Below are 26723 nucleotides of genomic sequence, written 5' to 3'. Positions count from 1 at the left end.
CGCCCAACGAAGAGCTTTTTGCATGTCATTGTTTTTCGAGCGTCATCAACAGCCAGTGTAATAACTGCACAATATGGAACCAGTCGAGAGTAACATTCGCTTTCGGAAGCTCATCTTTGACACCACTCCAACCTGCCCAGGCACATCGATGAGCTTTATAGTGAACTCGAGGTATTTTCGCTGTGATATAGCAATGGTGCTGAAAAAGTTGAGATGGCGCCATGTTTTATCGGTTATAAAAAAACAACCATTTTCGCGGTAGCTATTGTTAACTGGTCTTCATGATAAGAATTCAGAATGAGACAATGAGTATGCAAGCTTACGAAATGGACGTGGATAGGTACTTTAACGAATAGCTCGGTATTTTTTTGCCAGAGGGAGTCTACTTATGTTTACCCCATGAAAGTAATAGACATGTCATTTACATTATTTTTTAAAGTATGCCTAGATATAAGCTTTGACATGACTTATTTTTGAGAATTGGGGCGGTCCTAGGCTAGCACTTGAGAGCATTAGGACATAGTATCGTCTCACGCGTGGATATGGGTTGACCTATGTACAATATTGGTAAACAAATGACTAAAATACTGGTTTCCCTTATGAGTGCCACAATATTATTGCTCTCAACAGGTTGTAACGCAGATATGTTTAATTTCTTCAAATTAAAAAAGTTTCAATACATACTTAGCTCAGAGATCACTGGTCGCTTATACTTAGACGGGAAAGCGTTTACTAGCGAGGTAGTTTATCTACACACGGCTTTTTCTAAAAACCGTTATATCACCGAGACAATTACGTCAGAAAATGGTTATTTTCATTTCCAACCTACATATCACTATCAGACGTTTAAAGAACCTGCCCTTCATGAATCCTCTAGCTACATTGGTATTTACATTTTTGTAGATGGCAAAAAATACTACTTACTAGAGGCTCGTTTTTCTGACGTGAAACCCTATGAATTTATTTCAGATAATCTTCTTGATTTAAGTTGTGAGATTAATTCGGACGAATATCGTTACTTTTTTAAAAATAAATTTGTTGAGAATGGCCTCGATCTTGAAATTATTAGTAGGTGTGATTTGAAAGGATTTTCTGAAAAAATATTACTAAATAAGGACACGTAATGGCAAAGTTAACACCAAAAATGGCTTCAGAAATAGCGGATATTCCTTACAAAGCTTATGAAAATAATGGCCGTTTTATCATGCCGGGCAAAAACAGTTTTTCAAATCACTTTTCTTTTTCTGAAGATGATGTATTTGATGGTTTTACAGGCGGTGTAGCGGGTTTATCCAATGTACCGGTATTGCGTAAAGTTATCCCTGGCTTGATGAGAACTTCAGAGGCGTTTGCAGTGGTTGGCACTGGTAAAGGTTCTACATTTGAGAATGAAATTGTCATTTCAATTCGAGGAACACAAAATGCTAATGACTGGATCACAAATGCGAATATAGGGGTGAAAGGATCACCAAACGGTTCGCCCGCTCATGCTGGTTTCAACAATTGTTTTCAAAGTCTTAGCCCCAAGTTGAAGCAGTATATTATGCAGATGAATCCTAAACCAAAACGTATACATTGCGTTGGGCACAGCTTAGGTGGAGCACTCGCATCACTTTGCGCTGATTGGGTGCGTAATGAGATGAAGGTCAGAACCACCTTATACACCTTTGGCGCTCCTAGAGTTGGTCTGGAAGCATACGCACGCTCATCGGAAAAGCTAAACGATGGTGTTTATCGATGTACGCATGGTGCTGATCCTGTACCCAAAATACCGCTTTGGCCATTTATTCATGCTCCAATCTCAACAGGCGAGTACCGCTTGGACTCTGGCACTGGGTTAAGCATATCAGCCCATTTGATGGCAAGAAACAAAAATCCGGGTTACTTAAACACTGCTTCCTCGGATTCTTGGGGAGCGTTGAAGAGGAAATCGAATGACCACTTATTTACCCCTATCCGTCTAAAGTATGAGCAACGAAATCAAGCTTCTTTTTCGGAGTATTGGGCCGATAGAATACAGGGCGCACTTATCACCTATTTGAAAGATGTGGCTCTTTTGTCAACGGTAACGATTCAAGCAGGCGTGATTGCTGGCTTGACCTTTTATGATTGGCTTTCAAGAAAGCTAGAAGCCGTTGCTAAATCATCTAAGCGCAATGAAGAGCAACTAAAAGGCTTATTAGGCCATATGCTTGTTTTTGCCGGTCACTATGGGACCATCGTTGAGGATCTATCCGCCCGATTCATTAGATGGGTTTTCGAAAGAACCATTGGACGACTAGTCAGAGTATCTAAACAAGCGATATCGTTGCTAAGTTAACCTAACCATTGCAATGGCATAGTAACGTGAATGCTTAGTTAGAGGTGAACTCGTCACCTCATAAGTTAACTGGTGACATTGACATAACGCCGCTAAATGGGATTCTTATTAAGCACTTTTTAGATGAAACTTTCTAACCAAATCGGGTCGCGATTTATCAAAACGAATTTGAAAATAATGAATTTTTCACTATTTTCAAATTCGTGATTAGGAGCCAAAATGTAGGTTTACAGTTTCAACTGTTTTTGGATTTCTGTTGGAAAAGTAACTTAAACAATTGACATTAAATAGATTTAATGGGAAATGGCTCTTACAAAACCCGAACTGCGCCCCCTTCCAAGCTGATGATGATGTAGGTTCGATTCTCGCTGTACACTCCATTCTCATAGGCTACTTTACCTAAAGCTTCGAACGCCTCCCATGGGGCTCGAATCGCAATTCCATGGATAGCCCCCTCAAATCGAATAAGTTTCTTCCGCATAGAAGTTACCTTTAGACGCATAAGTCCAACACTGGCCACATGAACTTTATTAGGGAAAACCCAACAAACTAACGAATGTCAAACCTTTGCCGAACATAGTAATCGAGCAAAAATGCTCTAGAAGTTGGCGTCATCACTGTAGGCTCACAATAAACTATCTCATTGTCACTTTTTTGGTTCAGTTTACACACTAACTCCGCAGCACACTTAAGGAGTCCATATACTGGAAAGACGCAACCAGAAACACCGAGTGTAGTGGTTCAGATTTTGAGCCTGAATCAGAGCTACCCCATAAGCATCAAACCCTAAGATCAAAAAAGCAAACCCACGGACTCGCTTTTTTGTTAGCTCGCTTTTGATGCCGCGTGCCGCTCTACTATAAACGCGATCGCTTCTTCATTTAAGCAAGATTTGCTGATGTATTGGCGTTGTTTACCAAGGTGAAGGATAAAGCCCAAATCAGTTTGTTCGAGTTGGTCGATATCATTCCAAGCGAGGCTGCGGTCAACTTTACCGCTTTTGTAGCGCACGCCATCTGCATTCACTTCAAACACCACTTTACTGCCGCGGCTTGAGCTGATGGTTTGACGCCACAGCCACCAAGTTCTTTTGAAGTAAACGCTACACGCTTCAATCACACTCAATACGATAAAGAACCAACCGACGTAACCGTTAGGTAGCAGTTCAAACTCCAATAAAACCACACCAAAGATAAGAAACAGCATCCCTTTTAGGTACGCTTGTGGGAACTTCGTTGGCTGGCTAGTTTGATCATAACACTCAGCAAAGAAAGGTTTGTCGAGTATGTATTCTGTAGTGAATTCGAAATCTTTAGACATGTATGGTTACTTCAAGGCTTCTGTAAATGAGTAATCTTGGTTGCACTCTCGCAACACCTGCATTGTAGCGCTTCTCGGGATTTATCTTTAGTCATTTTGATTCAGTTTTGTAAATCAATGATACCGCCACGCCAAAAGACCTCGGTGCACTTGCCAAGAGCAAACAAGGCGAACCATTTGGCTCGCCTTGCTAATTAATAACCTGTGTGACTTGTTGAGGTTTTCTACTTTAGAGGGTCGTTGTCTGGCAATGCACTGTGTATCCAGACTGCCAGTCGGTGTTTGATGCTTGCGCCGTCTAGCTTGCTTTCCGGTAGTGGCGTGATCTGTTTGGCGTCGACCAAGAATAGGTAAATCGCTTTTACTCTCAGAGGTTGTGGTGACTGAGGAAGGTCAAAGCCTTGTAGCTTCGCCATCTTCCCACCAATCTCTAGTGCCTTCTTAACCAGTTTGTCTTCATTGTGAAGCTTGGAGCTTTTTGACATTTATAAATCCTCTTCTTCGCTTCAATTAAGAATACATGAAGTGTCACGTATGGCGTGTTAGTAAGCTCGCATATTGATAAGTTTATGTCTTACCACCGAGTAACTGGTTGAAAAACGACCTTAATTCTTCGTCACCAAGGCTGAGCAGGTAGTCACCGACATACCATTCAACGATGGATTGATGTGGATGTGCCGTGACTTGCGGATTACCAAACCAAATGCCCTTTTCTGTAGCGAAAGTATGTTGAAGTTCTTTCAACTTTTCACAGCTGAAAGGCAGGATAAGGTGCAACATGTTTGCTTGCGGTTGGGTTGGTCTTACCGCCAAAGATGGGAACTCATCAATGATCTTGTAGATTTGTTTTGTTCGCTCAAACAGAGCCGGCATTTGTGCCAACCTTTCATCAAACTGCATTGCCGCAGACACCACATAAGGTGTTCTACTAATGATTTATTTAGAACAGAGATCATGCTCACCGTAAACAAGCCATTTAGGTAAATATGCGGCTTCTGGAATCGTCCAGCCATACTTATCGTATGCTAATGCAGCAAGACCAGTCAGTTTCAGAGAAACATTTCCTTTTGGCGAATAGCGAACATCTTCATTTATGTAGAACTGGTAATGCGCCTCTAACGCATCCCTCAGTGCCTCTTGATAATGTGCCTCATCGCCATCGATAATGGCAACAAACACATTCACAAATGGAATAAACAAAGAGTGTACATATGGCACTCTGGTTGATTCTAAGTATTGCGGAGAAGATTTCTCCATCACAGTTTGCAATAACTCAGGTAACGCTGATGAATTGCTAAATACACCGTTAACGAACTCGACTAGCGCAACATCGAATGGATCTTTTAAACGCACTAACGACTCATCCATGATGGTCATCAGCTCTACGCAGCGCCAATCTCTCGCGGCCATCGTTAAACAGATTTCATCCAACCAAGCATCCATCGTTCCCCCTGCAACAGAACGGTTACCTACTTCCGAAAAATGTCGGTGCCCAACGGAGAATTCAACCACTTGGTCTGAATGATTGGCCAGCAAGTAGACGTTATTCAGTAACTCAAGCGCCCTTTTTATATAAGCTGGCGAGGCCTGATGTTGTCCATATTTTGAAGCAGTAAAAAATGCCTGAAGCGAATCCCAAGCATCGCCTTTCATTCTTTTAAGAGGTTGCTTATAAAAAGATTGTTTTTCATCAAGCATTCTTTCCCAGAAGCTGTAGAAATCTTCATCTTCTTCACGAAAAATACGCAATTTTCTTTCTTCAGGTATCTCTAAATAATGATTCTTCATTGGTTCCATCGTTCCCTAGCCTCTCATTATAAGTTGTTCTAATTTTTTGCCGTGATGATATTCATACTCAAAATCAAGCCGTGAATGATGCCGAAGTTGATTTATAAAATCAATTTATAATCAGTATGTTGTATCGAAAGTTAATGCTTAATTGAAATGAATCGAAAAGCCGAAAAACATTTGAAATATAAGGCTACCGCACAAGCCGCGATGGGTAAGCCAGAACGTACCTGTCCATAAACAGTGGACGACGAACACTGACTTTGTGGAGTAAAGATAGACAGATATTCACCATTGTGTTCGCCTTTCTTTTTCTGTCGCTTTCGATAATACTCTTGCACAATATTACTCAGCTGGAAAATTTTATGCCTCAAGCAAACTCTGTGGTCGTACTCGACTTTGAAACCACAGGTCTCTCTCCTACTTTAGGTGATCGCGCAATAGAAATTGGTGCAGTAAAGTTAGTCAATGGCGAGGTTGTCGATAGTTTTCAGCAACTCATGAATCCCGGTTTCAGAGTGAGTTCTTTCATTGAGAACTACACCGGCATTACCAACAATATGTTGCGATCGGCACCAAGCTGCGAAGAGGTAATGGCGTCATTTAGTGAGTTCATTGCAGGCGAAAACCTTATCGCTCACAACGCGTCCTTCGATAAACGATTTTTAGATGCGGAGCTTGAACGAATCAACTGTGGTTATTCGGGTGAGTTTGCTTGCTCCTTACTAGTGGCAAGACGGCTCATTCAAGAAGCCCCATCACATAAGCTAGGTGAACTTGTTCGCTATAAAAATATCGACAACGACGGTGTTTTCCACCGTGCACTAGCCGATGCGCAAATGACAGCCAAGCTTTGGCTCTTAATGGTCGAAGGGATAGAAAACTCAGGCGTCGAAAAACCAAGTTTTCAGTTGATGCAAACGGTCAGTAAAACAGCCAAAGGAAAAGTCGACCTGCTACTCGCCAAAAGCCGTGCGTAACCCCCTCCGAACTAAAAGCTGATTCTAGTCTCTTCGACGTTTAAGTGATTTTCGATATACATGCGATATTGGTTATCCCAGTTAATTTCCTGATCCGAAAGCGGTAGTTCGCTGGTCTCACCAACCAAACTGGCTTACTATGCCAGGTACCTAAAACGCTTTGTGAGTCACTCATGAGCAGAAAAAATAACAAAAATCTCAGCATTCTTCTTAAACTCAGCACCTTTATTGCACCTTATAAATGGCGGGTTGCGGCAGCCTTGGTTGCCCTTGTCGCGACAGCAAGTTTGACGTTATCCGTTGGCTATGGAGTGCGCATTCTTATCGACCAAGGCTTTGCTCAGCAATCATTGCAAGAGCTCACCAATGCGATTCAGTTTATTGTCGGTGTCACATTGTGTATTGCCATTGGGACTTTCTTTCGCTTTTACCTTGTCTCTTCCGTAGGTGAGCGCGTTAGTGCGGATATTCGCCTTGCGGTGTTTAACCATGTGATTACGCTGCATCCGAGCTATTTTGAGACCAACAGTAGCGGCGACATAATGTCGCGCCTGACTACCGATACCACATTGCTGCAAAGCATTATTGGTTCATCGTTCTCGATGGCGATGCGTAGCGCTTTGATGTGTTTTGGTGCCATCATTATGTTATTCGCTACCAACGTTAAGCTCACGCTGATTGTGCTTGCTTCTGTGCCTTTGGTTCTGGTTCCGATTTTGTTTTATGGACGACGCGTGCGTGCTCTCTCTCGCCAAAGTCAGGACTCAATGGCCGATGTTGGCAGCTACGCTGGAGAAGCGATAGAACATATTAAAACCGTGCAAAGTTTTAGCTCAGAGTCGCATGAACGAGCGGCTTTCGCTGTCGAGGTGGAAAAAGCTTATGAAGTAGGTAGACAGAGAGTAAAACAGCGTGCGATCCTGATATCAGGCGTTATTGTGATTGTGTTCAGCGCGATTGCAGGCATGCTTTGGGTAGGCGGCAGCGATGTGATTCACGGAAAAATGTCTGCGGGTGACCTAGCCGCATTTGTGTTTTATGCCATTATGGTTGCCTCATCGACTGCAACCATTTCCGAAGTCATGGGTGAATTGCAAAGAGCCGCAGGTGCTACCGAACGGCTGATTGAGATCCTTCAAGTAGACAGCGATATTAAAGCGCCGAACAACTATTTGCCTGTCCGTTCCGACATGCCTGCTGAGGTTAACTTTAATTCGGTGAGTTTCAACTACCCTTCTCGCCCAAATCAACCAGCAATCAAAGAATTAAATCTAACCGCTGAACAAGGAAAAGTACTGGCGTTAGTCGGCCCTTCTGGTGCAGGTAAAACAACACTATTCGAACTGCTGCAACGATTTTATGACCCACAGCAAGGGCAAGTGTTGTTTGGTGGTGAAGATATTCGACAGTTCGACCCAAACGAGCTTCGACGCCAAATGGCGCTCGTACCACAACAACCAGCGCTGTTTAGCCATGATGTTTTTCATAATATTCGCTACGGTAATCCTGAAGCGACGGATGAACAAGTTATCGAAGCCGCGAAAAAAGCCCATGCCCATGAGTTTATTGAGAAGCTTCCCGAAGGCTATCACAGCTTTTTAGGCGAGCGCGGCGTTAGGCTATCGGGCGGACAAAAGCAGCGCATTGCGATTGCTCGCGCGATTCTAAAAGATCCAAAAATCTTACTGCTAGACGAAGCTACCAGCGCCCTTGATAGTGAAAGTGAACATCACGTTCAACAAGCACTTGAAGCTCTAATGAAAGGACGCACAACGCTGATCATTGCTCATCGTCTTTCGACTATCCAACATGCGGATAAAATTGCGGTGCTCGACAATGGCGAATTAGTCGATGTTGGTAACCACCAATCATTAATGCAAAGCTGTGAGTTGTATCAGCGACTTGTGGCATTGCAATTTAAGCACTTGGAGTAACGCCTAGTTAAGCGCTCAAAAATAAGCAAAGGCGGCCCAAATAATTTAATAACAGGAGTTTAACGATGTTTTTGTGTCAGTTCAGCGAGCCTTGGCGAGACTAGGAATCTAATAGCTGCGCTCTGAGTGGTTAATGAGATATTTAGACCATGAAGAGCTAGGATAGAAGATCCCACATCATGTCCCATCGTCGCTGTACAAGGTGACGAAATACAAAAGATGCCACTCGCAGTTAAACGAGCGGCATTAAACCAAGCAGCTCGCCTTTTAACAAAGGAATTCCAGTAACCAGCGTATTCTCCCTTCAACTAGAAACACTCGTTCACAACTACCATATAAAACCCAATCAGCTTCACTTGTAACAATTCAGGTTTCAAAAATAGGAAATCATTACTGAAAAAGTTTACCGCGTTTTGTGTTGCTATCTATGGTTACAATATTCGAGACATCAATGCCTTTAAACCAAGCAACACAAAAGCGGCACCGATATGAACAGCGAAGCGAATCAACTATTTTCTTATCTATGTCAGCGATACGATGCGCTTTCTCAAGAGCTTGAGTCTCGCCCTTTTCCTGAATTTTCTGAGACTATTACTCATCCTCTTGGGCACTGTTTAGTCCGTTGCCCAGCAGGTAGCCAACGCTTTTCTATTGTAGCAGTCAACTTTGCACCCTCCGTTCGCGGGCAAGGCGTGCTTACTGCATTTATCGACTACATCAAAAGCAATCCTTACCACTACCAAGGTGTTGAGGTTGCAATCATTGAAAACAAGAACTTAGCTAAACGGCTTTTGTCTCTTGGCTGGAAGTACAAGTCCCTGTTTGGCAAGATTTTCTTCGCTAGCAAGCCGACCCTAGTAAAGGACTTTCAGTCTGCGTAATAGTTATTACGAAACCGCATCGACATCCAAAGTAAAACCATCACTCAAAATCCGTAAGCATGTTGAAAAAAACTTGGCGATCTTCTGCAGTACTTCCTCGATGAGCAGTGTATTCAACGTGCGCGTCTGCGCTGGCTTTTGGGGATAGATTGATGCCCCATAACGCATTAATTTGGTTTGGTACGATGGAATAACGCATATCAACAATTCGCATTTCATTATTCGGATCCGTCGCTACAAAACCGTTTGAAAACCAACGGAAACGTTCGATGTCTCTTGCTTGTTGCGATTGCGGGTTTAGCCACGGAAATTGCTCTTTTATATTTAACTTTGGAGTTGATTCGCCAGGGTAAATTTTTATTGAACGCCCCACCCTTACGGCATCTACATAGTAGCTCTCTTCCGTTTCATAAATTAGTTTCCAAACCAAAAGATTGCTGAAACTTGGTTTGGCTTTTAATTGTATAGCGTTGTGTTGTCGCTCTTTGACGATTTCCCAACCAGCTACTTCTGCTCTATCTCGTTGTATCGTTCCAAGACTTAGGTAAGCCAGGCACCATAAAAATGCAATGCGGGCATAGTTTGGGCTTCGCTTCAGTGCAACAAACAAAAGCAATATTAAAATAGGGAGTGTGAACGCGGGGTCGATTACCGAAATAGTGTTCCAAGCATAACGCGTGTTGCTTATCGGCCATAGAAGCTGTGTTCCATAACTGGTGCATGCGTCTAATAACGCATGGGTACTATAACCAAGCGCGCAGTAAAACCAACTCTGCCGGAAGCTTAGTCCTCGCTTTTTTGCGAACAATGGATACAACAACAAAGCACAAATGAAACTACCAAACGGGATAAACAAGAGCGAGTGAGTAAATTGGCGATGGTATTCCAAATACAGCAAAGGATCAGTTGAAGAACGGATTAGCACATCTAAATCCGGAGCCATCCCAGAGACCACGCCCAACACGCCAACAACTGCAAGGTTTCGCTTGTTGCTCACCGCCAGTGGCAAAGCTGCACCCAATAAACCTTGCGTTAACGGATCCATCGTTCACTTCCTTTAGATAGATGAAGCTCAGCTGGAAAGCGTACACGCTCAATAGTCGGTTCCAATTTAAAAACCAGAAGGTTCTTCGACATAAATTATCCGCATTTAAGTGGAAAACAATACACGACTTAGTCATGCATTTGCTTGTTTAGCAACAAACACCTTGATTTAGTGTAAGAAGGAATCACGCCGTTCGCTAGTGAACGAACAAATCTGAGTCTAGGCTTGTTTGTTATTTCAAACCCGAAGGTTTATCTGACGCGAAAAAACAAGGCGAACCAAATGGCTCGCCTTGTTTCAAATTTACTGAACGATAAACGACAGGTGTTTAGTCTTGAGGATTCTCTTTCGCGTTGATTTCAGCGTAAGTGTGCAGCAGCTCCGTCAATGTTTTTACCCACGCAAAAACATCCGAAGGTGCATTTTCGATTAGTTTTTCCACTAGAGCACAGTGTGTTTCTAGCGTGATGGCCTCTTCCAAACGGAATGAGATCGCGTAGAAATGCCAAAGCACCAATCGCGTCATTCGCTCGCTATTTTGCTTTGCGTTGTCTGAGTCATCAAACGCTTGTTGAATTTCACTCAGTGCGATTGCTGTCATGCGTAGCATTGCATCAAGACGTGCAGACAACATGCGGTCTTCACTATCCACTTCTTCTTGATCAAAAGTGAACAGCTCATTCATCACGTCTTCTGGCACCATTTTACTGATCATACGAGCACTAAACTCTTCCAGCTCATGGCGAGGCATAGTTACAAGACAATCGAAGGTGTAATCACGAAGCATAAAATCACTCTAGGTTAGAAATCAATTTCAGCCTCGCATTCTAAATATTGAAATTTCAATTGCCAGTGTTAATTTCTATCCATCTACGAAAAACTACAAAACACCGTTGATTGCAATACCAACACCAATCCGCTGCTGATTATGATCATAGTCGATCAAGCTCTTACCATAACCCGCTGAGTATTGTGCGTACCCCTGAACTTTGCCCCAAATCGGAAATGACACACCCAGTTCTGCAAAACCCTTATGTGTTTGAAAGTTCTGGCGACCTAAAAAGGTAAACTCGTAACCATTCCACTTGTAAGCACTCGATAGCTCAAAGTGTCCCATATAGTCTTCGATATCCGGGTTATCATCACCTTTGGGATCATTAGGCGATGTCTTTTCATCTTCAGGTATACGCCACCAAGGCTGGATAGAAACCGCAAAATTGTCTTTTGCAAAGGTTACGTTGGCATAGACACGGTTCCAACTGCGCGATAGCTCCTGTCTCTGACCGTTAGACTCATGTTCAATACCAAAACCTAACCAAGTCGAACCATCAAGTGGTTTCCAGTCTGTTGGGGTGTAGTAAAAAAGCTCTGGACGATAATTGGTTTCACGGAATGGACGAGATGCTGCACCCGTGTATACCTGCCAAAATGATTTAAGAGTCATTCCAAAAAACAGACCATCGCCATCAAATAACAAGTCATCATAGTTCATTGGTACTTTAAAACTGATTTGGAACTCCGCCTCTTCCTTACGCAGTTCATCGCCGTATTTGGTGTCAGCATACGCGCGTTTATTTACTCGATCACTGTACGTAAACGGAAGAATATAGTTAACGCGATGCGCGACCAGACTAAACGGTTCGAACGCGTTTTCTCGTTCTGATTCCAAACGCTTGTCGACCAAACTTTCCTGAAGTTCTTCAGGCTCTTCAATTTCTGGATCTGCGGGCACTGTGCTGGTTACTGTGTCAAGCTCACACTGCGCGCGAATGCTCTTTATGGTTTCTTCACCTTTGCTTTGCTTTATTTTGTCTAGCAAACATAAATCATAAGCACTGGCTGTTTCTCCCATCGCAACTGGCGCTGCCAATAAACTCAGTATTGATATCCCTGCCACTTTTGAAGCCATCTGAAACCCTTAATATTCTTTATGTCAAACCAGATAATTTTAGTTTTTCTTGGTAAACCGCTTGCCATTCTGACGTTAAGGCAATGTTAAATGTCCGCCGACTTTACGTCTTGGATAAATGCAACAGACTTCGAACATATCGGTCAACTATGATCAAAGCGCAAAAAACAACCAAGAGTTGAGCATCATAGATAAAAACCACTCGTTTGCATGATGCTCATGTTATCTATGCAAAATACTGGCTCGTAACTTTGATTGCAAACCCGGCTATGAATAAACCCAAACCATAACCCAAATGCGCCAATGTGCTAAGAAAACGGGCTTTCCAAGGTGTTGGGGTTTTACTCGCAGCAAAACCAAATCCTAGACAAGGTTGAATGACCAAAAATGGGAAGATCAACGTTACCACGCCTGTAATTAAGCTGGGCATTAGACTGGGCTCTACCAACCAATGATGACCAAAAACAGTAACGTGAGCCAAAGCGAAAGTAACGCCGATGGCATAATGCAAAAACCAGCCAAGTGACTTTTCTCCCGGCATCGCCTCTGACGCCATAATTGGCGCATGCATAAGCTTTCCTTGGGGCATGTACAAAACCCAGCGCGCAACCAACGCATAGTTTAATGAAGGAATACCAAACACTCTCCTTTGTAACCATGCCCATAAATCCATTATCAAAGTGGCACCAATCCCTATTAGCACCGCTTGCAATCCCATTAAAAGCAGCATTTTTCTCTCCTCAAGTTTTTGATTTGTTAAGGTCTTAGTTGAATGCTACAACTTAAAGCCAACTTGAAGTCAATGGGGAATAATATGGATATTGCAGAAGTGGTTAGAAAATCAGGATTGCCGACTTCAACGCTCAGGTACTACGAACAGCTGGGGTTAATTCGCTCGATAGGAAGGAATGGATTGAGACGCCAATATTCACCAGAGGTACTCAATACACTCAATTTAATTAGTTTGGGGCGTATCGCTGGAATATCGCTTAACGAAATGGCAGAAATGTTGAATCAATCAGAAGTTTCAAAGCCATATATCGATCGTGACTTACTAACGAAAAAGGCACTTGAGATTGATGAGCAAATAAAACGTTTGAAAGCGGTGCGAGACAGCCTAAACCATGTTGCCACCTGCCCTCATGAGTCACATATGGACTGTTCTTCATTTCAGAAGCTTATGAAGGTCGTAAAGCGTTATGTCCCCCAAAAGCAGAGATAAACCGCTCTCCCTACCGTCCTATTCTTGATTTACAAGGAAGTAACTCGCGGTTGTGAGTTACTTCCTTTCATATTACTTAGCTTGCGATTTTACGTACTTCTTCACTTTTTTCATCGCCATTTTTTGCTTCAGCGGTGAAAGGTAATCAATAAACAAGTTACCCGATAGGTGGTCAATTTCGTGCTGCATCACAATCGCCAAGAACTCACCGCTCTCAATTGTAATCGGGTTGCCATCACGGTCTAGTGCAGAAACAACAACTGACGTGTAACGCTCTACATCTGCGTAGTACTCAGGAACAGATAGGCACCCTTCTTGACCAAGTGCTTTGTTTTCTCCGCTCACCACTTCTGGATTGACTAAGATTAAAGGATCATTGCGTTCGTCAGAGATATCGATGACAACAACCGCCTCTTTTCTGCCTACTTGGGTTGAAGCTAAACCGATACCATTGCCCGTTGCGTAAAGTGTTTCTAGCATATCGTCTATCAGCGTTTGTACTGTCGATACATCAGTGACTTTTTCTGCTTTTACTTTAAGCCTTGGGTCTGGAATGGAGAGAATTTCGAGGACTGCCATACTTACCTTTCATATCTATAAATCGTAATTCGTGGAGAATTATACACACGTTTCTCGATACATAAACCTGCTAAGCTATCTTGCGCACAAGGCATAAACCATTAACTCAAACGACAACACAATAAATGGGTTTGCCTTTTAAACAAAAAATCCTACAAACAGGAAACTAAAACGCCAGCACATTATGGCTGGCGTCTTGTCATGATCCTAATTGAATCGTTTGTTGTATTTTATCTACTGACTTTCCTTGGCTTTGAGTAATACTCTAATCGCCATTTTCTCACCACTTTTTAAAATTAAGTAGGCGATGCCAATCGTTATTAGCATTATGATAGCAATAAAAATACTTACCCCACCGAGCTCAGATAATAAATAAAACGGAGAAATATCTAACGACATTAAGATAAGAGAGAACACTACCAAACTTGCTAAAGTCCACAGTAAAACAGCATACCATCTTGTTTTTGATGGCATTACATCTCCAGTCTTGTAGCCGAAGTAATAACCAACACTCATGGCTGGGATTAACGTGCTAAGAAAGCCTGTACCACTCATTTCTATCCCAACAATATATTCAATGGCCAACAGCAATGCAGCCCAACAAACGGACGCCAAACACAACAGAGACGTAACAAGAAGTACCGATGGTGGCTGGTTCATTTCTGATTCTGAATAGTTACTTTTTAATTCCACTTTCATTTCTTTCCATTTATTTGAATAAAATAAGCGTTTTAGATCATGCTTCCGCTTGGACAACCTAGAGAAACAACACCACAAGAAATACAACTTGTAGCTTTTTAAATAGTTTTATTTTCATTTAACCTAGATTCCAACTAACTGTTATTTTTTAAAACTAAACCCTCTCTCTCAAATTGTATATTCAATAAGTTTATTCATATGGGCCCAATGCAACCATGTTAATACGTTCTATGTATCAGAAACAATTCATTTATTTCCAATGACACTAGTGAGATTATGCGACGTGATTGGAATCTCACTTAAGTTTTCATGGACCTATCGCGCTGAAAATTGAAGTCTCTACCTGTCATAGAATAAAAAGCCATCAAAACCAGTGGTTCTGACGGCTTTTTATTTTCTATTACACACTCGATTATTGTTGCAGCTTCGCTGTGGCTTCTACTGCTTTGTAGAAGTCCAGCACTCTCTGTTTGAGGTTCGATTAAAACCCTATAAAACATTAAGCCGCAATATTAATTGAGTTGTTCTATATAGCGATTCAGCTCTACCGCATATGTTTTTTGATCAATCGCAGTGTCACCTATTTCTTCATCTAGAAATCCAAGTAGCATTTGTGCACCACCTTCACCATTATTTAACGCTTGCGTCAGGTAATAGGCTGAAAGCACCTTATTTTCAGGTAAACCACAGCCATCATCATACAAACATGATCCTAAATAAAATTGTGCACTAGCCAACCCATCATCAGCAGCCTCTGAGATTAAAGAAAAGCCCCGCTTAACATCCATGACTTTTGGCTCTTTCAGAAGGATTACCCCTAAAAGCTCTTTACTATGAACATCATCCACTTCGATAGCTTTGATCAATAAAGACTTTGCTCCTTGCACATCACCTTGTTCATAAAATTTATTTGCTTTGCTGTACAACTGCTCTGGAGCTTCTCGGGCCTGAGTTAGGAGGCTTTCTGTCGTTTTAGTTGCCTCAAACTTTGACGTAGTATCGTTACATGCCGTAACAAGGAGCACTACTAATAAAACGTTAACAATTCTCATGTTATTCCCATGTGCATTTGATAAACAAGACTGCTGTCGAGTATGAATCGTCATACTGACCGCTTACAATTTGAAACTTTGTATTGATAGGAGCTTTAGCACTAGCTTCACACATATTGGCAATTTGACCACGAACATAAACACTCGAATCAAAGTTATACTTGTCTTCTTGAGAAATTATACTTGCTAATGAAACTCTAGATAGTTGAGGAGCTTTCCCATATTCCCTTTCGACTTTCAAATACTTCACATTAACAATCAAAATGCAGCCAGATGATTCTAGATTTGCATTGTGTACTCGATTAGCTAGTACTCTAACGTTTTGTCGGATAATATCAAAGAGAAGCATAGCTCTGCCTTTCTGTAATACCATCCCTAAGGCCATGGCCCTTCCACTATTTGCTTTCATTGCAGTAGAAGCTAGAGTTGACGACTGTATTGGAGCTAGAGACGAAAATTTACGTGAAGGAATAACAGCTTTGTTTTTCCAGTGCATTCGATCGGTTAACATACCAGACTTAACCGCCATGTTGCGATCTATCTGTTCCTTAAGCTTTTGTAACCTTTTCTCACCTGTAATATCATTTGGAAGCTTACGTAATGGTCCCGCAAGAGAAGTATCTTTTATGGTATTAACGGGAATTTTCTCATTATCTAATTTGCTTCTTAGTTCGACACAAGAGCTAAATAGTTTGTCAGCTGGATACATGTAATTAATGTAGTTTATTGATAACGGCGTATCTCTCTCGTGCGTTAGTATAGAAATGTACATAATGATTCTCTCAAAACCATCATTATGAACAGGATTGCATAAAGTTCCAAGCTCTAAGTTGTCCTAGTTGTGAGATATACCCTAATCAATGAAAGTTAATTTATAGTTAGATATTCGTTAGAAACACTCAGCGGTCATTGCAAATAAACATTCGTTAACTATATGTGTTGTCACCATTATATGTAAGATTATTAAAAATAAAGGCTAACCAGTTGGTTAGCCTTTATTGATATTACTGCTACAATTTGGCTTTTACGCGGACTTTAACCAACACATCACCATCGACCAACCTAAGGTCGAATATTGGTGAATGTCGCGATGGTGACTCCATCACTTTGTGACGACAACGATTTTACGTCTGCGCTAAAGTAATACGGATTAAGTGGCATTTTGCTCTCTGATGGTCGTGCGTAGTAAAGCTTGGCAGGCTGTTTTGCCATTTGTTGCGCGTACAAATACCCGACCAACGCATGTTCAAACTGGTGGTAACCATTTCCCCAATGGAACGCTTTGGTTGATTTAGGACTCAGACCGACTCCTCCATATTGATGATCCACCCATACGTCCATAAAAGTGGGTAACGTGTATTGAAGCGTTTCTTTCATCGAACCATCGACAAGAGAAACTGTCATTGCCGCTTGATCGAGCTCTGCCCACTCCCAAGACGAGCTATAGTGCTTGTATGGTCTTGATTGCCAAGCAGGAATGCTCTCTTGCGTCCATTTACTCTGCCATTCTGGTGAGAAAAGCGCTTTGACTTGCTCAAAGTTTTGCTGGTATTGCGCTTGCTTAAGCGTGTGTTTCATTCCTTTGAAACCAAACTCTGTCCAATTGGAATTCTCCAACAACTGACCATTGAGATACGTCATCCAATACGCTTTGATGGTGTGTCCAAAATCATTGTGTTTCGCATCTGGCATCATTACCGCTTTGTGGTGTATCGCGCCATAAAAGCGCTGCTCTTTGTCGGAGTGGTAGTTATCCAGCATCACTTGCGTCAGCCATTGTAGATCTTGCTTCCACTTGGCTTGCGCTGGCTCTGGTAAAAGTGGCGCCGTTAACAACAAGTAGCCATTAATTTGGTCAAGTTGAGCGACTAACTCTTGCTGCTTCTCACTTTCTCCATCACCATCTTTCAAAACCCACGCCAAACCGCGATCATCGCTTCGTCGGTATTGTTTAAATATAAACGCTTGCTGGTCGATAAGTGCTTGTTCAACCTTTGGATCTTGCGTCAAGTAGTAGTACATCGCCAAGCCCACCAAGGCGTAAGCTTGGTCTTGAGAAGTTCGCTGTTGCCACTCCATCCCCGGTTTTCCACTACGCGTAAAGCTCACGAAACCGCCGTTTTTCTCATCTTGTAGATGATCAATCAGGTAATAAGCCCCTTTCTTTGCCAGCTCTAATGCTTGTTTGTCACCCGTAAGATGAAAAAGCACGCCATAAGCGTAAGTTTGACGCGATTTCATGCGTGTGTATTCGCGATCGAAGTGCGGGCTAATCCACCTTTTGTTTAATTCTTCACACGGCTTTTGTGGGTCGAGAATGACACCGTTATCACAACGAAATGTCGGAAAATTCCCCACAGGTTGCCCATGCGCACTTTCCATCATCCAATATGGAGCTAGGCCATTTGTCACATGGTTTAACCAATCATCCCCCGAAGGCAGGTCCACATCAGCAAAGCTGTTCATGCTCGTCGTTGCGAGCAATAAAGTAAGATATTTAAAAGACATAATACTCAATTAAGTTATTGAATTTTATCCAGTATAAATAACTCCCTTTACACATATTGTCGTCGTGGTCACAATCGCCTTACGCATTTGTTTGCATTATTCATCTGTCTGCCTTATTCGATGACTGAGTCGAGAATAAACGCCACTCTGTCTTCGACTGACATTTTGGGCACTTCGATCAATTGATAACCAAACTTGTGGTATGCATCGACCATCTGTTGATATGTGGCGACCGCTTCAGAAAAATCTTGCTTTCGCTCTTCATCGTTGCTGAATATCGATGCCCATGGTGGAAAAATGAATACTTGAGGATGATAACGAAGCGTCTGGCAATGCGTGATGAGCTCATGCGAAATTGGCAGTTGTTCCAACTTGCTGTAGCCATATACATCCACAATACTGCGATCAAAAAACACCTCTGCTTGGTGCACATTGAAAGCTCGGTAATTGCCCACTTCTTCTTTTGTCATTTCGTCTCGAAAGGCTTGTTTATCATTCCAAGGTAATGCTGAACCGTGATTGGCAACCTGCGTTTGTATCACGTGACGACCTGTTTCTGGCGCGCAGATAAAGCCTTGTATTTTTAGTTGTTCGATAACCGAGGTTTTTCCTGCACCGGGACCACCAGTGAATACGATGAGTTTGTTCAAAATCTTTTCCTTATTTTTTTGTTTGAGCGAAGTAATGCGTGTACAGCCAAGAAAATTGGCATCATTTGGCGTTTGAAATTGGCATGGCATTTGGCACACCAGCGTTAAGCGAGATCGGCAATGGAAAGTTTTGGGATAGAAATGAGCAGTGAAAAATATTGATGAAATGAAAGCTTAAACGGCGTGTTCAGCGTTTATGAAAAACGGAGGAATTTTGAGCGAAGCAAACTTGCCCAAAATATTGGGTTGGGAAATGGAGAGATTGGATCAGCGGGTTAGCGCGTCAATTAGCTTTCTATATCAAGAAAATGGCACCTAAGCCTAAGAACGCAAAGAAACCAACGACATCGGTAACGGTTGTCAATACTACCGAGCCAGCCACGGCGGGGTCAATGTTAAACTTTTTCAACGTGAATGGTATCAACGTACCCGATGCCGCGGCCGCCAAACTATTGAGGAAAATGGCACAGCAAATAATAAGCGCCAATGGCAAAGAGTCAAACACCATGTAAACGACACCCGCGATCACCAATCCCATAATTAAACCATTAATGGTGGCGATTTTTAATTCCTTATTCACCAATAGCTTCAAGTTACTTTGGTGCAAGTGGTTTAGTGCGATACCTCGAATGGCCACCGCTAAGGTTTGGCTACCCGCGATACCGCCCATGCTCGCCACGACAGGCATTAAGATCGCAAGCGCAACGACTTGCTCGACCACATTATCAAAAAGCCCAATGATGGCGGAGGCTACGAAAGCGGTCAGCAAGTTAATCACCAACCAAAGTGCTCTTAGCCTTGTCGCCACGCTTAATGGTGTGAACAAATCTTCTTCGCTTCGTACGTTTTCTGCCACTACAGCTTGTAGGCTGAGTTCGCGCAACGTAATCGCGATGGTCGCCATCGACAAGACGCCCATAATTTTGCCACCAGCCATGATAGGAAACCAATGTGCTCCACCATCAATCGAGACTTGTTTGCTGACGCTTTGAATCGTTTGAATATCTTCTAGAATTGGCGTAACTACGGTCAAGTCGGTAAGTTTGATATGATTTTCGTGCAGCAACAGGGTTTGCGGCTCTATCGTACCAATCACACCACTTGCATCACGCACAATAATCAACCGCACTGGACTTTGCCCACGTTTTAGCAGCTCGGTTTTGATGCCTCCTACGCTGTTTTTAGGGTTTGCGACCAGAAAGTGAGGCTCGGCATAACGTCCAACTTTGTTGTCTTCATACGACAATGCTTGTTGGATATGCGCGACAGACTCTTCACTTTGATCAATAAGGTATTCATCTACAAATTCGGTCGGTAGAAAGTCCGCAAAGATGATCAGTTCAGAATCCGTTATGTACGCCAAGCGTTCATGTTGTAAGTCTTTATTGAGTGATTGATGAATGTGCTTGGCGGTGTCGTATCGGAGCAAATTTAGTACCGTCCAATACTTCTCAGGCGGCACTGCTTCTATGACACGCTTACGGTAAGCAATGTTGACCGATTCCAAAATGTTCGCAATCTGTGCTTCTTGATAGTCTTTCAAAAAGCTCAAGTCTTCGGTCGATTCTATCGCTTTAATGATCTCAGCAAGCAAATGTGGCACTTTGCGGTTAATTTGCAATTGGTTGGAATCTATCATTACTTTTACCTATAGCTTTCACTACCACATTCGCCGCATTGACGATATGTGCTATCCGAAGGCATGAATTCTTGATGTTAAAATTCTAGGCGATAGTTGACTTAATTGCGGAATTTATATTTCGCTCGCAGAAACAAAACGCCTCTGCATCAGTTCATGGTATAGACTTGAATGTGTGTCAGGCTCATTCGCCTTGTTTGATAATGGAGTAATCAATGGCACCTGTATTTTTTCTGACTCAGCAGGCCGCCTTACCAAGTCGTAAGGTGCTTCGTAAAGTGATTCAATTTTCGACAGCGTTGGCTCAGCCTATTGTGGTTTTAGTGGAAGACCATCGCCGAAGTGAAGATCACGCATTCGCTCATTTTCTCAGTTTCAACTCTGACCATATAGAAAAAAGACAAGCTGAGTTTGAAGCTTGGACCTTAAAGTTCAACGCATTAATTGTCGAACTTTGTGAAGAAGAAGAGCTTGAAACACCAACGCTCTCTTACGAGCATTTCAAAGGGAGCCATTGGGTTGAGCAAGTTGCGAAACGACTTGTTGACCACACTGACTTACTGCTCGTGGGACACTTTAACAAACACGAGATTCAAACGATGCTCACAGAACTAGCACAACAAGATTGCGACTTGTTGCTACTGAGTGAGCGGTCATGGCCTTCTCACGCCAACATGCTTTGTGCAATCGACCCACTTCATCGAGGGGATGAAAAGTCGATAGTAGATAAAGCCATCGTCTCGCGAGGCTCAAAATTAGAACAAACCTTAAGCGGGAAAATGACGCTCGTTTACTGCCGATACGTCGCACCATACCTCTCTCGCTATCGTGCAGAGATATTAAGCAATCAAAAAGCAGGCATTACAGATTTTATTAGTGCGCAAAAGTTAACGCGAGTTCCATTACTATTACCGGAAGGAAACCCTGAAACGGCGTTACCAAAAGCAGTTAAGCAATCACAAGCAGCGATTTTGATTATGGGGGCATGTAAACGAAGCATGTCATCTCAATTTTGGTCTGGCAGCACTGTAGACACGTTACTTGATCAACCACCTTGTGACCTACTGTTGGTCAACAGTTCCAAGGGCTGACTAGGTATTCCCTATTAACCAACCCTTTCAATACCAAGCGCAGTTATTGGCTCTTTACATCTTCTAACTGCGCGGCTTCATGCTCTGCGTTCAAGGCTTGTTTCTGCTGCTGTTTTATCTCATCCCAACTGCGTCCCGACTCAATCGCAGATACACGCTGATCGTATTTGTTGCAGGCTCTTTCGAGTACTTTCTCAGGATCTATGCCCTTTTCTCTTTCCAGCGCTTTTAATACGTTAAGATAGTTCCACAACACATCGCCTAACTCGTCTTCCAAATGACAAAGGCGATCCTCACGAATCTCTTCGCGGACTTCATCAACTTCTTTGCCAATGGCCTCCAGATAAGTCTCTACGCCTTTAAACCAAGTGTTGGTTTGGTCATATTGAGATTTTCTCGTCGCAATTGCATACAGCTCATCAAATTTCTTCATTGCCTCTCCGTAGAACACGTTTTTATTTATGCCTTTTTAGGACGAATAAACTTCCCTTTAGCCGTCACTCTAACTTCGCTTTCGACCCGCAATTGAGCCACCAGTTGATATATACCGCGTCGTTCACCTTCACAGTGTGCAGTAATCGTGACTCGATCATCTAACTGAATAGGTGCATGGTAGCGCACATCCAACTGCGCCGTAAGGGCTTGAATGTCTCTAGATAACAAACAATGCGTCATTGCACCATCGAGAAGCGAACTGGCAATACCACCATGCAACAGGTCTGTGTAACCTTGATGACGCGGTAAAACGTGAAACTCTCCGACAACAGAACCATCGGCTAGGTATTGGTAGTTCACGGCCAAAGAGTTCGGATTCACATTAATTGAAGAACAAACCGCACATTGATGATGAGATTCGTGAGTGTAATGACAATAGCTGTTTGTAGACATGATAGTTACTCGGTTTCTCAAAAGAGTAATTAGCATATGCCAACAATTAAAAAGAAACGGCGAGTAATCTTTGTTTGCATGTTGCAGGGCCAGCAACCTCGCTTTTCATAACACTAAATAATCATTTTAATAATTAACGATAATTTCCAGTTTATTTAGAGTGGCGATATGGTTTGCATAGTGATTACGCAACGTTATGAAAAGGCGACTTATGAAGTTTCTCCACACGATGATCCGTGTAGCTGACCTAGACAAATCTATCGAATTTTATACAAAAGTTCTGGGAATGAGTGTTTTGGATCGTTTTGAAAACCAAGAATACCGTTACTCACTGGTGTTTGTTGGTAACCCTGATCAACCAGATGGCGCGACCATCGAGCTAACTTATAACTGGGATACCGACAGTTACGACTTGGGTAACGCATTCGGACACATGGCACTGGGGTCTGAAGATATTTACGCCGCTTGCGAAAAAATTAAAGCGCTTGGTGGCAACGTTACTCGCGAGCCAGGTCCAATGAAAGGCGGAGAAACTCACATCGCGTTCATTAAAGATCCCGATGGTTACCAAATCGAACTCATCCAAACTCAAAAATAACGAGGTTTCCTATGACAGACGCATTATTTCAACCCATTCAACTTGGCTCTCTCTCATTAAAAAACCGTATCGTTATGCCTCCGATGACGCGTTCTCGTGCTTCTCAACCAGGTAATATCGCTAACGACATGATGGCGACCTACTATGCTCAACGTGCTGAAGCGGGCCTAATCGTTGCTGAAGGCACACAAATTTCGCCAATGGGTCAAGGCTATGCATGGACACCAGGCATTTACAGCCCAGAGCAAATTGCTGGCTGGAAAAAAGTAACTGATGCAGTGCACGAGAAAGGCGGCACTATCTTCGCGCAATTGTGGCACGTTGGTCGTGTGACTCACCCTGATAACATTGGCGGCGAGCAACCTATTTCTTCTTCTGCGCTAAAAGCAGAAAACGTGAAAGTATTTGTCGATAACGGCACAGACGAACCGGGCTTTGTCGACGTGGTTGAGCCACGTGAAATGACCAAACAAGACATCAAGAACGTTATTGAATTGTACCGCCAAGCCGCACTAAACGCGATAGAAGCCGGATTCGATGGTATCGAGCTTCATGCAGCGAATGGCTACTTGGTTAACCAGTTTATCGATTCTGAAGCGAATAACCGCACCGATGAATACGGTGGCTCAATTGAAAACCGTCTGCGTTTTCTTGGTGAAGTGGTAGAGGCGATGACGCAAGCTATTGGCGCTGAGCGTGTTGGTGTTCGTCTTGCACCATTCACTTCGTTAAATGGCACCGTTGATAGTACGCCAGTCGAAACCTACACCGCCGCTGCAGCGCTGCTTGATAAACTCAATGTGGTTTACATTCACATTGCTGAAGTGGATTGGGACGACGCGCCAGACACTCCGCACGACTTTAAAACCGCAGTTCGTGAGGCGTATAAAGGTACACTGATTTATGCCGGTCGTTATAACGATGAAAAGGCGCAACACGCGATCGAAAGTGGTTTAGCTGACATGATTGGCTTTGGCCGTCCGTTTGTTGCAAACCCCGACTTACCAAGCCGCATCAAGCATGGCTATCCACTGGCAGAACATGACCCTGCCACATTGTTCGGCGGCGGTGAAAAAGGCTTAGTGGACTACCCTGCGTACCACGCGGGTTAATTCATCTACGTAAAGCTGATTCGCAGCTCGCGACAAACCAATAGCTAACCCAAAAGAACCTTGCTCTTCCCCCTGTGACGCCAAGATGCAGGGTTCTTTTTAGGCAAGCCACCAGAATTAACGTCTTTGACAAGATGTACAACCTCGGCACGCAGAGCGCGTCGTTTTACTGAGCAAACGGCGTTGTACTTTACAGTAAGCATTCTTTAAAGCACGACGACCTGAAAACCAATCATCCGGTTTAGTGAGGATTAAGTAGCCGTTAAACCTCTTAACCAACTCGGTTCGGTTGTTTTCTATAAATCGGCTATCAAACTCGATGTCGAAGTAATCCAAAGCCTCTTCGATACAAGTAAAGCTGGCAATTTTTTCCTGAATCGTATTCTCTGTCATCGTTTCTTTAGCGTAATCATTTTCAATGAAGTCTAAGTGCCTCGCGCTTTACGTTCTTTGATTTAGCGCTTCTTAAGATCATTCTTTATGGGTTTTCCATATTGAAATTCAATTTGGGAATTCGTTAACCCACCTAGCATTTTCATTTTGACAATTACTTTAAGACACTGATTTAAATAAACATTATTTCTGGTTCATATTTTGCTCTACTTCATTAAACGGAATGTTGGAGCAACACGATATGACTTACAGAGCAGAAGTAGACGGATTAAGGGCGATTGCTGTCACGTTGGTGATTTTGTTTCATGCAGGAGTTGAGCAATTCGCTGGTGGCTTTATTGGCGTCGACGTGTTTTTTGTGATCAGCGGCTATTTGATCACCACCATCGTGATTAACGACTTAGAAAACCAGAAGTTCAGCCTTGGTGATTTTTATGAGCGACGCATTCGTCGCATACTCCCCCTCTTACTGGTGGTGATCGCCGTCAGCTATTTGATGTCTTGGTGGCTATTTTTGCCGCAAGCACACAAAGACGTTGGTCAGTTCGCAGTGTCTTCCATTCTCTCTTCATCCAACATTCTTCTGTATTTGAAAGGCCACAATTACTTCGGTTTAGAAGATCAAGCCAACCCGCTGTTCCACACATGGAGCTTGGGCGTTGAAGAACAATACTACATTGTCATTCCTTTGCTACTCATGCTACTCGCTCGTGGCAAAAACGCGTTTTACTTGACTTTTTTTATCACGGTATTTGTGCTGAGTTTGATGACTATTGTCTACGCGAGCAACGATCCTGATTTCGCTTTTTACATGATCTTCTCTCGCGCTTGGGAGCTGGCAACCGGTTCATTACTCGCATTAGTGATGAGAAAAGTCCAAGTTCAATCTAACGATACTCTAGCAACCATTGGCATCGTTTTGATATTGGCTTCCGCGCTTTTGTTTGAAAAATCGCAAGATGGCGCGGGCATTACGCTGCTGGTGCCGGTCATCGGTAGCGCGTTGGTGATTTTGTTTGCCTCTAAAGACAATGTCTGCGGTAGATTACTGAGCCTAAAATGGGTCGTGTTCGTCGGATTAATCAGCTACAGCTTATACTTGTGGCACATTCCATTATTTGTCTTTTACCGCTACGTGTTGGACACAACACAAGACGTCAATATCCCGCTTTACGTTATCGCTCTTTTTGTATTGTCTTACTTCACTTGGCGCTTTATTGAAAAGCCGTTCCGTAGCCGAAAAGCCATGAGCATGCGCACTGTGTCCGCGGTTATTGTGTTGTTGACGTTGCCCTTGCTAACGCTCGGCGTTATCGGTCATCAAAACGGTGGTTTTCCAGAAAGAAGCGCATTTTTCGAGGCCATGCGCGTTAACAACGGTTATGGTTTAGATTGCAACGGCAACACCAACGTTAACGATGTGTGCTCGTCTGCGCCGCAGCCCGCCATCGCTGTGTTAGGCAATAGTCACAGCATGGTTTACGTGAAGCGTCTATCCGAAGTAACACCAACTGGCGTGGTACAACTTACTCAAGATTCCTGTGCGGTCGGTTATGTCGACACCATCAAAGGCGCTGGCTCAGTTCCTTGCCGACAGTTCTTTAATGAGGCTGTCGATACCATTCTAAGTACCCCTTCCATTCGTCGCGTTGTTATCTCTTCTAATTTCAATAAAGAGCTTTCACAAGCCGATTATGAAGCATCATTAACCAAATTATTGAATGAACTGAAAGGAAAGGAAGTGGTCGTTTTTGGTCCAACCCCTTCTGCACCGTTTGCGGTAGGAGAATGCCTTTGGAAAGCGCGTTTGTTTGGCGAGACAGAAGAGTCTGCCTGCGACTTTTCTCCCAAACAACATCACCCTCGAAACGTGGCGAAGTTAGTGAACTACTTTGAGCAATTTGAGCACGTTGAGTTTGTCGACTTGACCGATGCCATTTGCAGAAGTGGCGTATGTCGAATGAAAGTTGGTACAAACAATGCGATGTATACGGATGACAGCCATTTATCTTACAAAGGTGCTGAGTTGGTGCTTGGGCATTACCTCAACACTACAAATGAAGCGCAACAGTTCACTTACGACCGACAATAACCAAGGAAATAAACTTTTATGCT

General features: G+C 43.0%; 29 protein-coding genes and 1 pseudogene. 10 read left to right on the top strand and 20 right to left on the bottom strand.

What is annotated here, in order from left to right; genetic code table 11:
- Window positions 1-25 precede the first annotated feature (25 nt).
- A complete protein-coding gene (locus R8N28_RS27450; protein WP_033906523.1) occupies window positions 26-223 on the bottom strand; it encodes a transposase in 198 nt (65 codons plus the stop codon).
- 352 nt (window positions 224-575) lie between these two features.
- Here R8N28_RS27450 and R8N28_RS05355 point away from each other — a divergent pair, with 352 nt between their 5' ends.
- A complete protein-coding gene (locus R8N28_RS05355; protein WP_033906564.1) occupies window positions 576-1124 on the top strand; it encodes a DUF6795 domain-containing protein in 549 nt (182 codons plus the stop codon).
- A complete protein-coding gene (locus R8N28_RS05350; RefSeq protein ID WP_033906522.1) occupies window positions 1124-2320 on the top strand; it encodes a lipase family protein in 1197 nt (398 codons plus the stop codon). Before R8N28_RS05355 ends, R8N28_RS05350 begins: the two co-directional genes overlap by 1 nt.
- Window positions 2321-2630: 310 nt before the next feature.
- On the opposite strand, the gene R8N28_RS05345 is transcribed toward R8N28_RS05350, so the two are convergent.
- The 5 genes and pseudogenes from R8N28_RS05345 to R8N28_RS05325 form a co-directional block, all read right to left on the bottom strand.
- Window positions 2631-2801: a hypothetical protein gene (locus tag R8N28_RS05345; protein ID WP_162564176.1), complete on the bottom strand. Its 171-nt coding sequence runs from the start codon at window positions 2799-2801 to the stop codon at window positions 2631-2633.
- 344 nt (window positions 2802-3145) lie between these two features.
- Window positions 3146-3640 (bottom strand): YcxB family protein, encoded by a 495-nt coding sequence (locus R8N28_RS05340; protein ID WP_065275264.1) that lies wholly within the window; start codon window positions 3638-3640, stop codon window positions 3146-3148.
- A 224-nt stretch (window positions 3641-3864) separates the two neighbouring features.
- Window positions 3865-4125: a DUF5062 family protein gene (locus R8N28_RS05335; RefSeq protein ID WP_005376453.1), complete on the bottom strand. Its 261-nt coding sequence runs from the start codon at window positions 4123-4125 to the stop codon at window positions 3865-3867.
- Window positions 4126-4207: 82 nt separating this feature from the next.
- Window positions 4208-4576, bottom strand: a pseudogene (locus tag R8N28_RS05330) (threonine aldolase); the annotation flags it as partial.
- Window positions 4577-5437: an immunity 49 family protein gene (locus tag R8N28_RS05325; RefSeq protein ID WP_065275263.1), complete on the bottom strand. Its 861-nt coding sequence runs from the start codon at window positions 5435-5437 to the stop codon at window positions 4577-4579.
- A gap of 356 nt (window positions 5438-5793) precedes the next feature.
- On the opposite strand from R8N28_RS05325, the gene R8N28_RS05320 reads away from it, so the two are divergent.
- From R8N28_RS05320 to R8N28_RS05310, 3 genes are all read left to right on the top strand, one after another.
- Window positions 5794-6408 carry a PolC-type DNA polymerase III gene (locus R8N28_RS05320; RefSeq protein ID WP_005376459.1) on the top strand — a complete coding sequence of 205 codons (615 nt, stop codon included), beginning with the start codon at window positions 5794-5796 and terminating at the stop codon, window positions 6406-6408.
- A 173-nt stretch (window positions 6409-6581) separates the two neighbouring features.
- Window positions 6582-8342: an ABC transporter ATP-binding protein/permease gene (locus R8N28_RS05315; protein WP_065275262.1), complete on the top strand. Its 1761-nt coding sequence runs from the start codon at window positions 6582-6584 to the stop codon at window positions 8340-8342.
- Window positions 8343-8830: 488 nt separating this feature from the next.
- Window positions 8831-9223, top strand: a complete 393-nt coding sequence (locus R8N28_RS05310; protein ID WP_053307648.1) for a hypothetical protein — start codon at window positions 8831-8833, stop codon at window positions 9221-9223.
- Between the two features lie 40 nt (window positions 9224-9263).
- Here R8N28_RS05310 and R8N28_RS05305 read toward each other — a convergent pair whose 3' ends face one another.
- The 4 genes from R8N28_RS05305 to R8N28_RS05290 form a co-directional block, all read right to left on the bottom strand.
- On the bottom strand, window positions 9264-10268 hold the full coding sequence (locus tag R8N28_RS05305) for a metal-dependent hydrolase (RefSeq protein ID WP_017820976.1): 1005 nt from the start codon (window positions 10266-10268) through the stop codon (window positions 9264-9266).
- A 328-nt stretch (window positions 10269-10596) separates the two neighbouring features.
- On the bottom strand, window positions 10597-11055 hold the full coding sequence (locus tag R8N28_RS05300; RefSeq protein ID WP_005388759.1) for a hypothetical protein: 459 nt from the start codon (window positions 11053-11055) through the stop codon (window positions 10597-10599).
- Window positions 11056-11148: 93 nt separating this feature from the next.
- On the bottom strand, window positions 11149-12177 hold the full coding sequence (locus R8N28_RS05295) for a phospholipase A (protein WP_005376466.1): 1029 nt from the start codon (window positions 12175-12177) through the stop codon (window positions 11149-11151).
- 226 nt (window positions 12178-12403) lie between these two features.
- A complete protein-coding gene (locus tag R8N28_RS05290; protein ID WP_005376471.1) occupies window positions 12404-12907 on the bottom strand; it encodes a DUF2938 domain-containing protein in 504 nt (167 codons plus the stop codon).
- Window positions 12908-12991: 84 nt separating this feature from the next.
- Here R8N28_RS05290 and R8N28_RS05285 point away from each other — a divergent pair, with 84 nt between their 5' ends.
- On the top strand, window positions 12992-13399 hold the full coding sequence (locus R8N28_RS05285; protein WP_031778925.1) for a helix-turn-helix domain-containing protein: 408 nt from the start codon (window positions 12992-12994) through the stop codon (window positions 13397-13399).
- A 72-nt stretch (window positions 13400-13471) separates the two neighbouring features.
- Here the strand turns inward: R8N28_RS05285 and def are convergent, their stop codons facing one another.
- The 7 genes from def to R8N28_RS05250 all read right to left on the bottom strand — a co-directional run bounded on the left by def (window position 13472) and on the right by R8N28_RS05250 (window position 20526).
- Window positions 13472-13978: a peptide deformylase gene (def, locus tag R8N28_RS05280; RefSeq protein WP_054576019.1), complete on the bottom strand. Its 507-nt coding sequence runs from the start codon at window positions 13976-13978 to the stop codon at window positions 13472-13474.
- Between the two features lie 234 nt (window positions 13979-14212).
- A complete protein-coding gene (locus R8N28_RS05275; RefSeq protein WP_065275261.1) occupies window positions 14213-14677 on the bottom strand; it encodes an ABZJ_00895 family protein in 465 nt (154 codons plus the stop codon).
- A 512-nt stretch (window positions 14678-15189) separates the two neighbouring features.
- The gene (locus R8N28_RS05270; protein ID WP_065275260.1) at window positions 15190-15729 is read right to left on the bottom strand and encodes a tetratricopeptide repeat protein; all 540 of its coding nucleotides are present in this window, start codon (window positions 15727-15729) and stop codon (window positions 15190-15192) included.
- 1 nt (window position 15730) lies between these two features.
- A complete protein-coding gene (locus R8N28_RS05265) occupies window positions 15731-16501 on the bottom strand; it encodes a hypothetical protein (protein WP_065275259.1) in 771 nt (256 codons plus the stop codon).
- Window positions 16502-16791: 290 nt separating this feature from the next.
- Entirely contained in the window at window positions 16792-18237 is a 1446-nt protein-coding gene (locus R8N28_RS05260) for an AGE family epimerase/isomerase (protein WP_065275258.1), read from the bottom strand.
- A 113-nt stretch (window positions 18238-18350) separates the two neighbouring features.
- Window positions 18351-18887: an AAA family ATPase gene (locus R8N28_RS05255; RefSeq protein ID WP_065275623.1), complete on the bottom strand. Its 537-nt coding sequence runs from the start codon at window positions 18885-18887 to the stop codon at window positions 18351-18353.
- Window positions 18888-19182: 295 nt separating this feature from the next.
- Window positions 19183-20526, bottom strand: a complete 1344-nt coding sequence (locus tag R8N28_RS05250; protein WP_017635328.1) for a magnesium transporter — start codon at window positions 20524-20526, stop codon at window positions 19183-19185.
- Between the two features lie 215 nt (window positions 20527-20741).
- On the opposite strand from R8N28_RS05250, the gene R8N28_RS05245 reads away from it, so the two are divergent.
- Entirely contained in the window at window positions 20742-21617 is an 876-nt protein-coding gene (locus R8N28_RS05245; protein ID WP_025767825.1) for a universal stress protein, read from the top strand.
- Window positions 21618-21660: 43 nt separating this feature from the next.
- Here the strand turns inward: R8N28_RS05245 and R8N28_RS05240 are convergent, their stop codons facing one another.
- Complete coding sequence (locus tag R8N28_RS05240) at window positions 21661-22050, bottom strand: MazG nucleotide pyrophosphohydrolase domain-containing protein (RefSeq protein WP_005376487.1); 390 nt, start codon at window positions 22048-22050, stop codon at window positions 21661-21663.
- 26 nt (window positions 22051-22076) lie between these two features.
- Window positions 22077-22505 carry a PaaI family thioesterase gene (locus tag R8N28_RS05235; RefSeq protein ID WP_031781242.1) on the bottom strand — a complete coding sequence of 143 codons (429 nt, stop codon included), beginning with the start codon at window positions 22503-22505 and terminating at the stop codon, window positions 22077-22079.
- Window positions 22506-22716: 211 nt separating this feature from the next.
- Between R8N28_RS05235 and gloA the strand changes: the two genes are divergently transcribed.
- Complete coding sequence (gloA, locus tag R8N28_RS05230; protein WP_005376490.1) at window positions 22717-23103, top strand: lactoylglutathione lyase; 387 nt, start codon at window positions 22717-22719, stop codon at window positions 23101-23103.
- An 11-nt stretch (window positions 23104-23114) separates the two neighbouring features.
- Complete coding sequence (locus R8N28_RS05225) at window positions 23115-24215, top strand: alkene reductase (protein ID WP_065275257.1); 1101 nt, start codon at window positions 23115-23117, stop codon at window positions 24213-24215.
- 117 nt (window positions 24216-24332) lie between these two features.
- Here R8N28_RS05225 and R8N28_RS05220 read toward each other — a convergent pair whose 3' ends face one another.
- Entirely contained in the window at window positions 24333-24608 is a 276-nt protein-coding gene (locus R8N28_RS05220; RefSeq protein ID WP_017635333.1) for a nitrogenase-stabilizing/protective protein NifW, read from the bottom strand.
- Between the two features lie 241 nt (window positions 24609-24849).
- Here R8N28_RS05220 and R8N28_RS05215 point away from each other — a divergent pair, with 241 nt between their 5' ends.
- Window positions 24850-26700 (top strand): acyltransferase family protein, encoded by a 1851-nt coding sequence (locus tag R8N28_RS05215; RefSeq protein WP_065275256.1) that lies wholly within the window; start codon window positions 24850-24852, stop codon window positions 26698-26700.
- Window positions 26701-26723 lie beyond the last annotated feature (23 nt).

Source organism: Vibrio sp. Vb1554 (assembly GCF_033344235.1).
The sequence above is the reverse complement of the archived record's forward strand: the minus strand, read 5'-3'. Positions and strand labels throughout refer to the sequence as shown.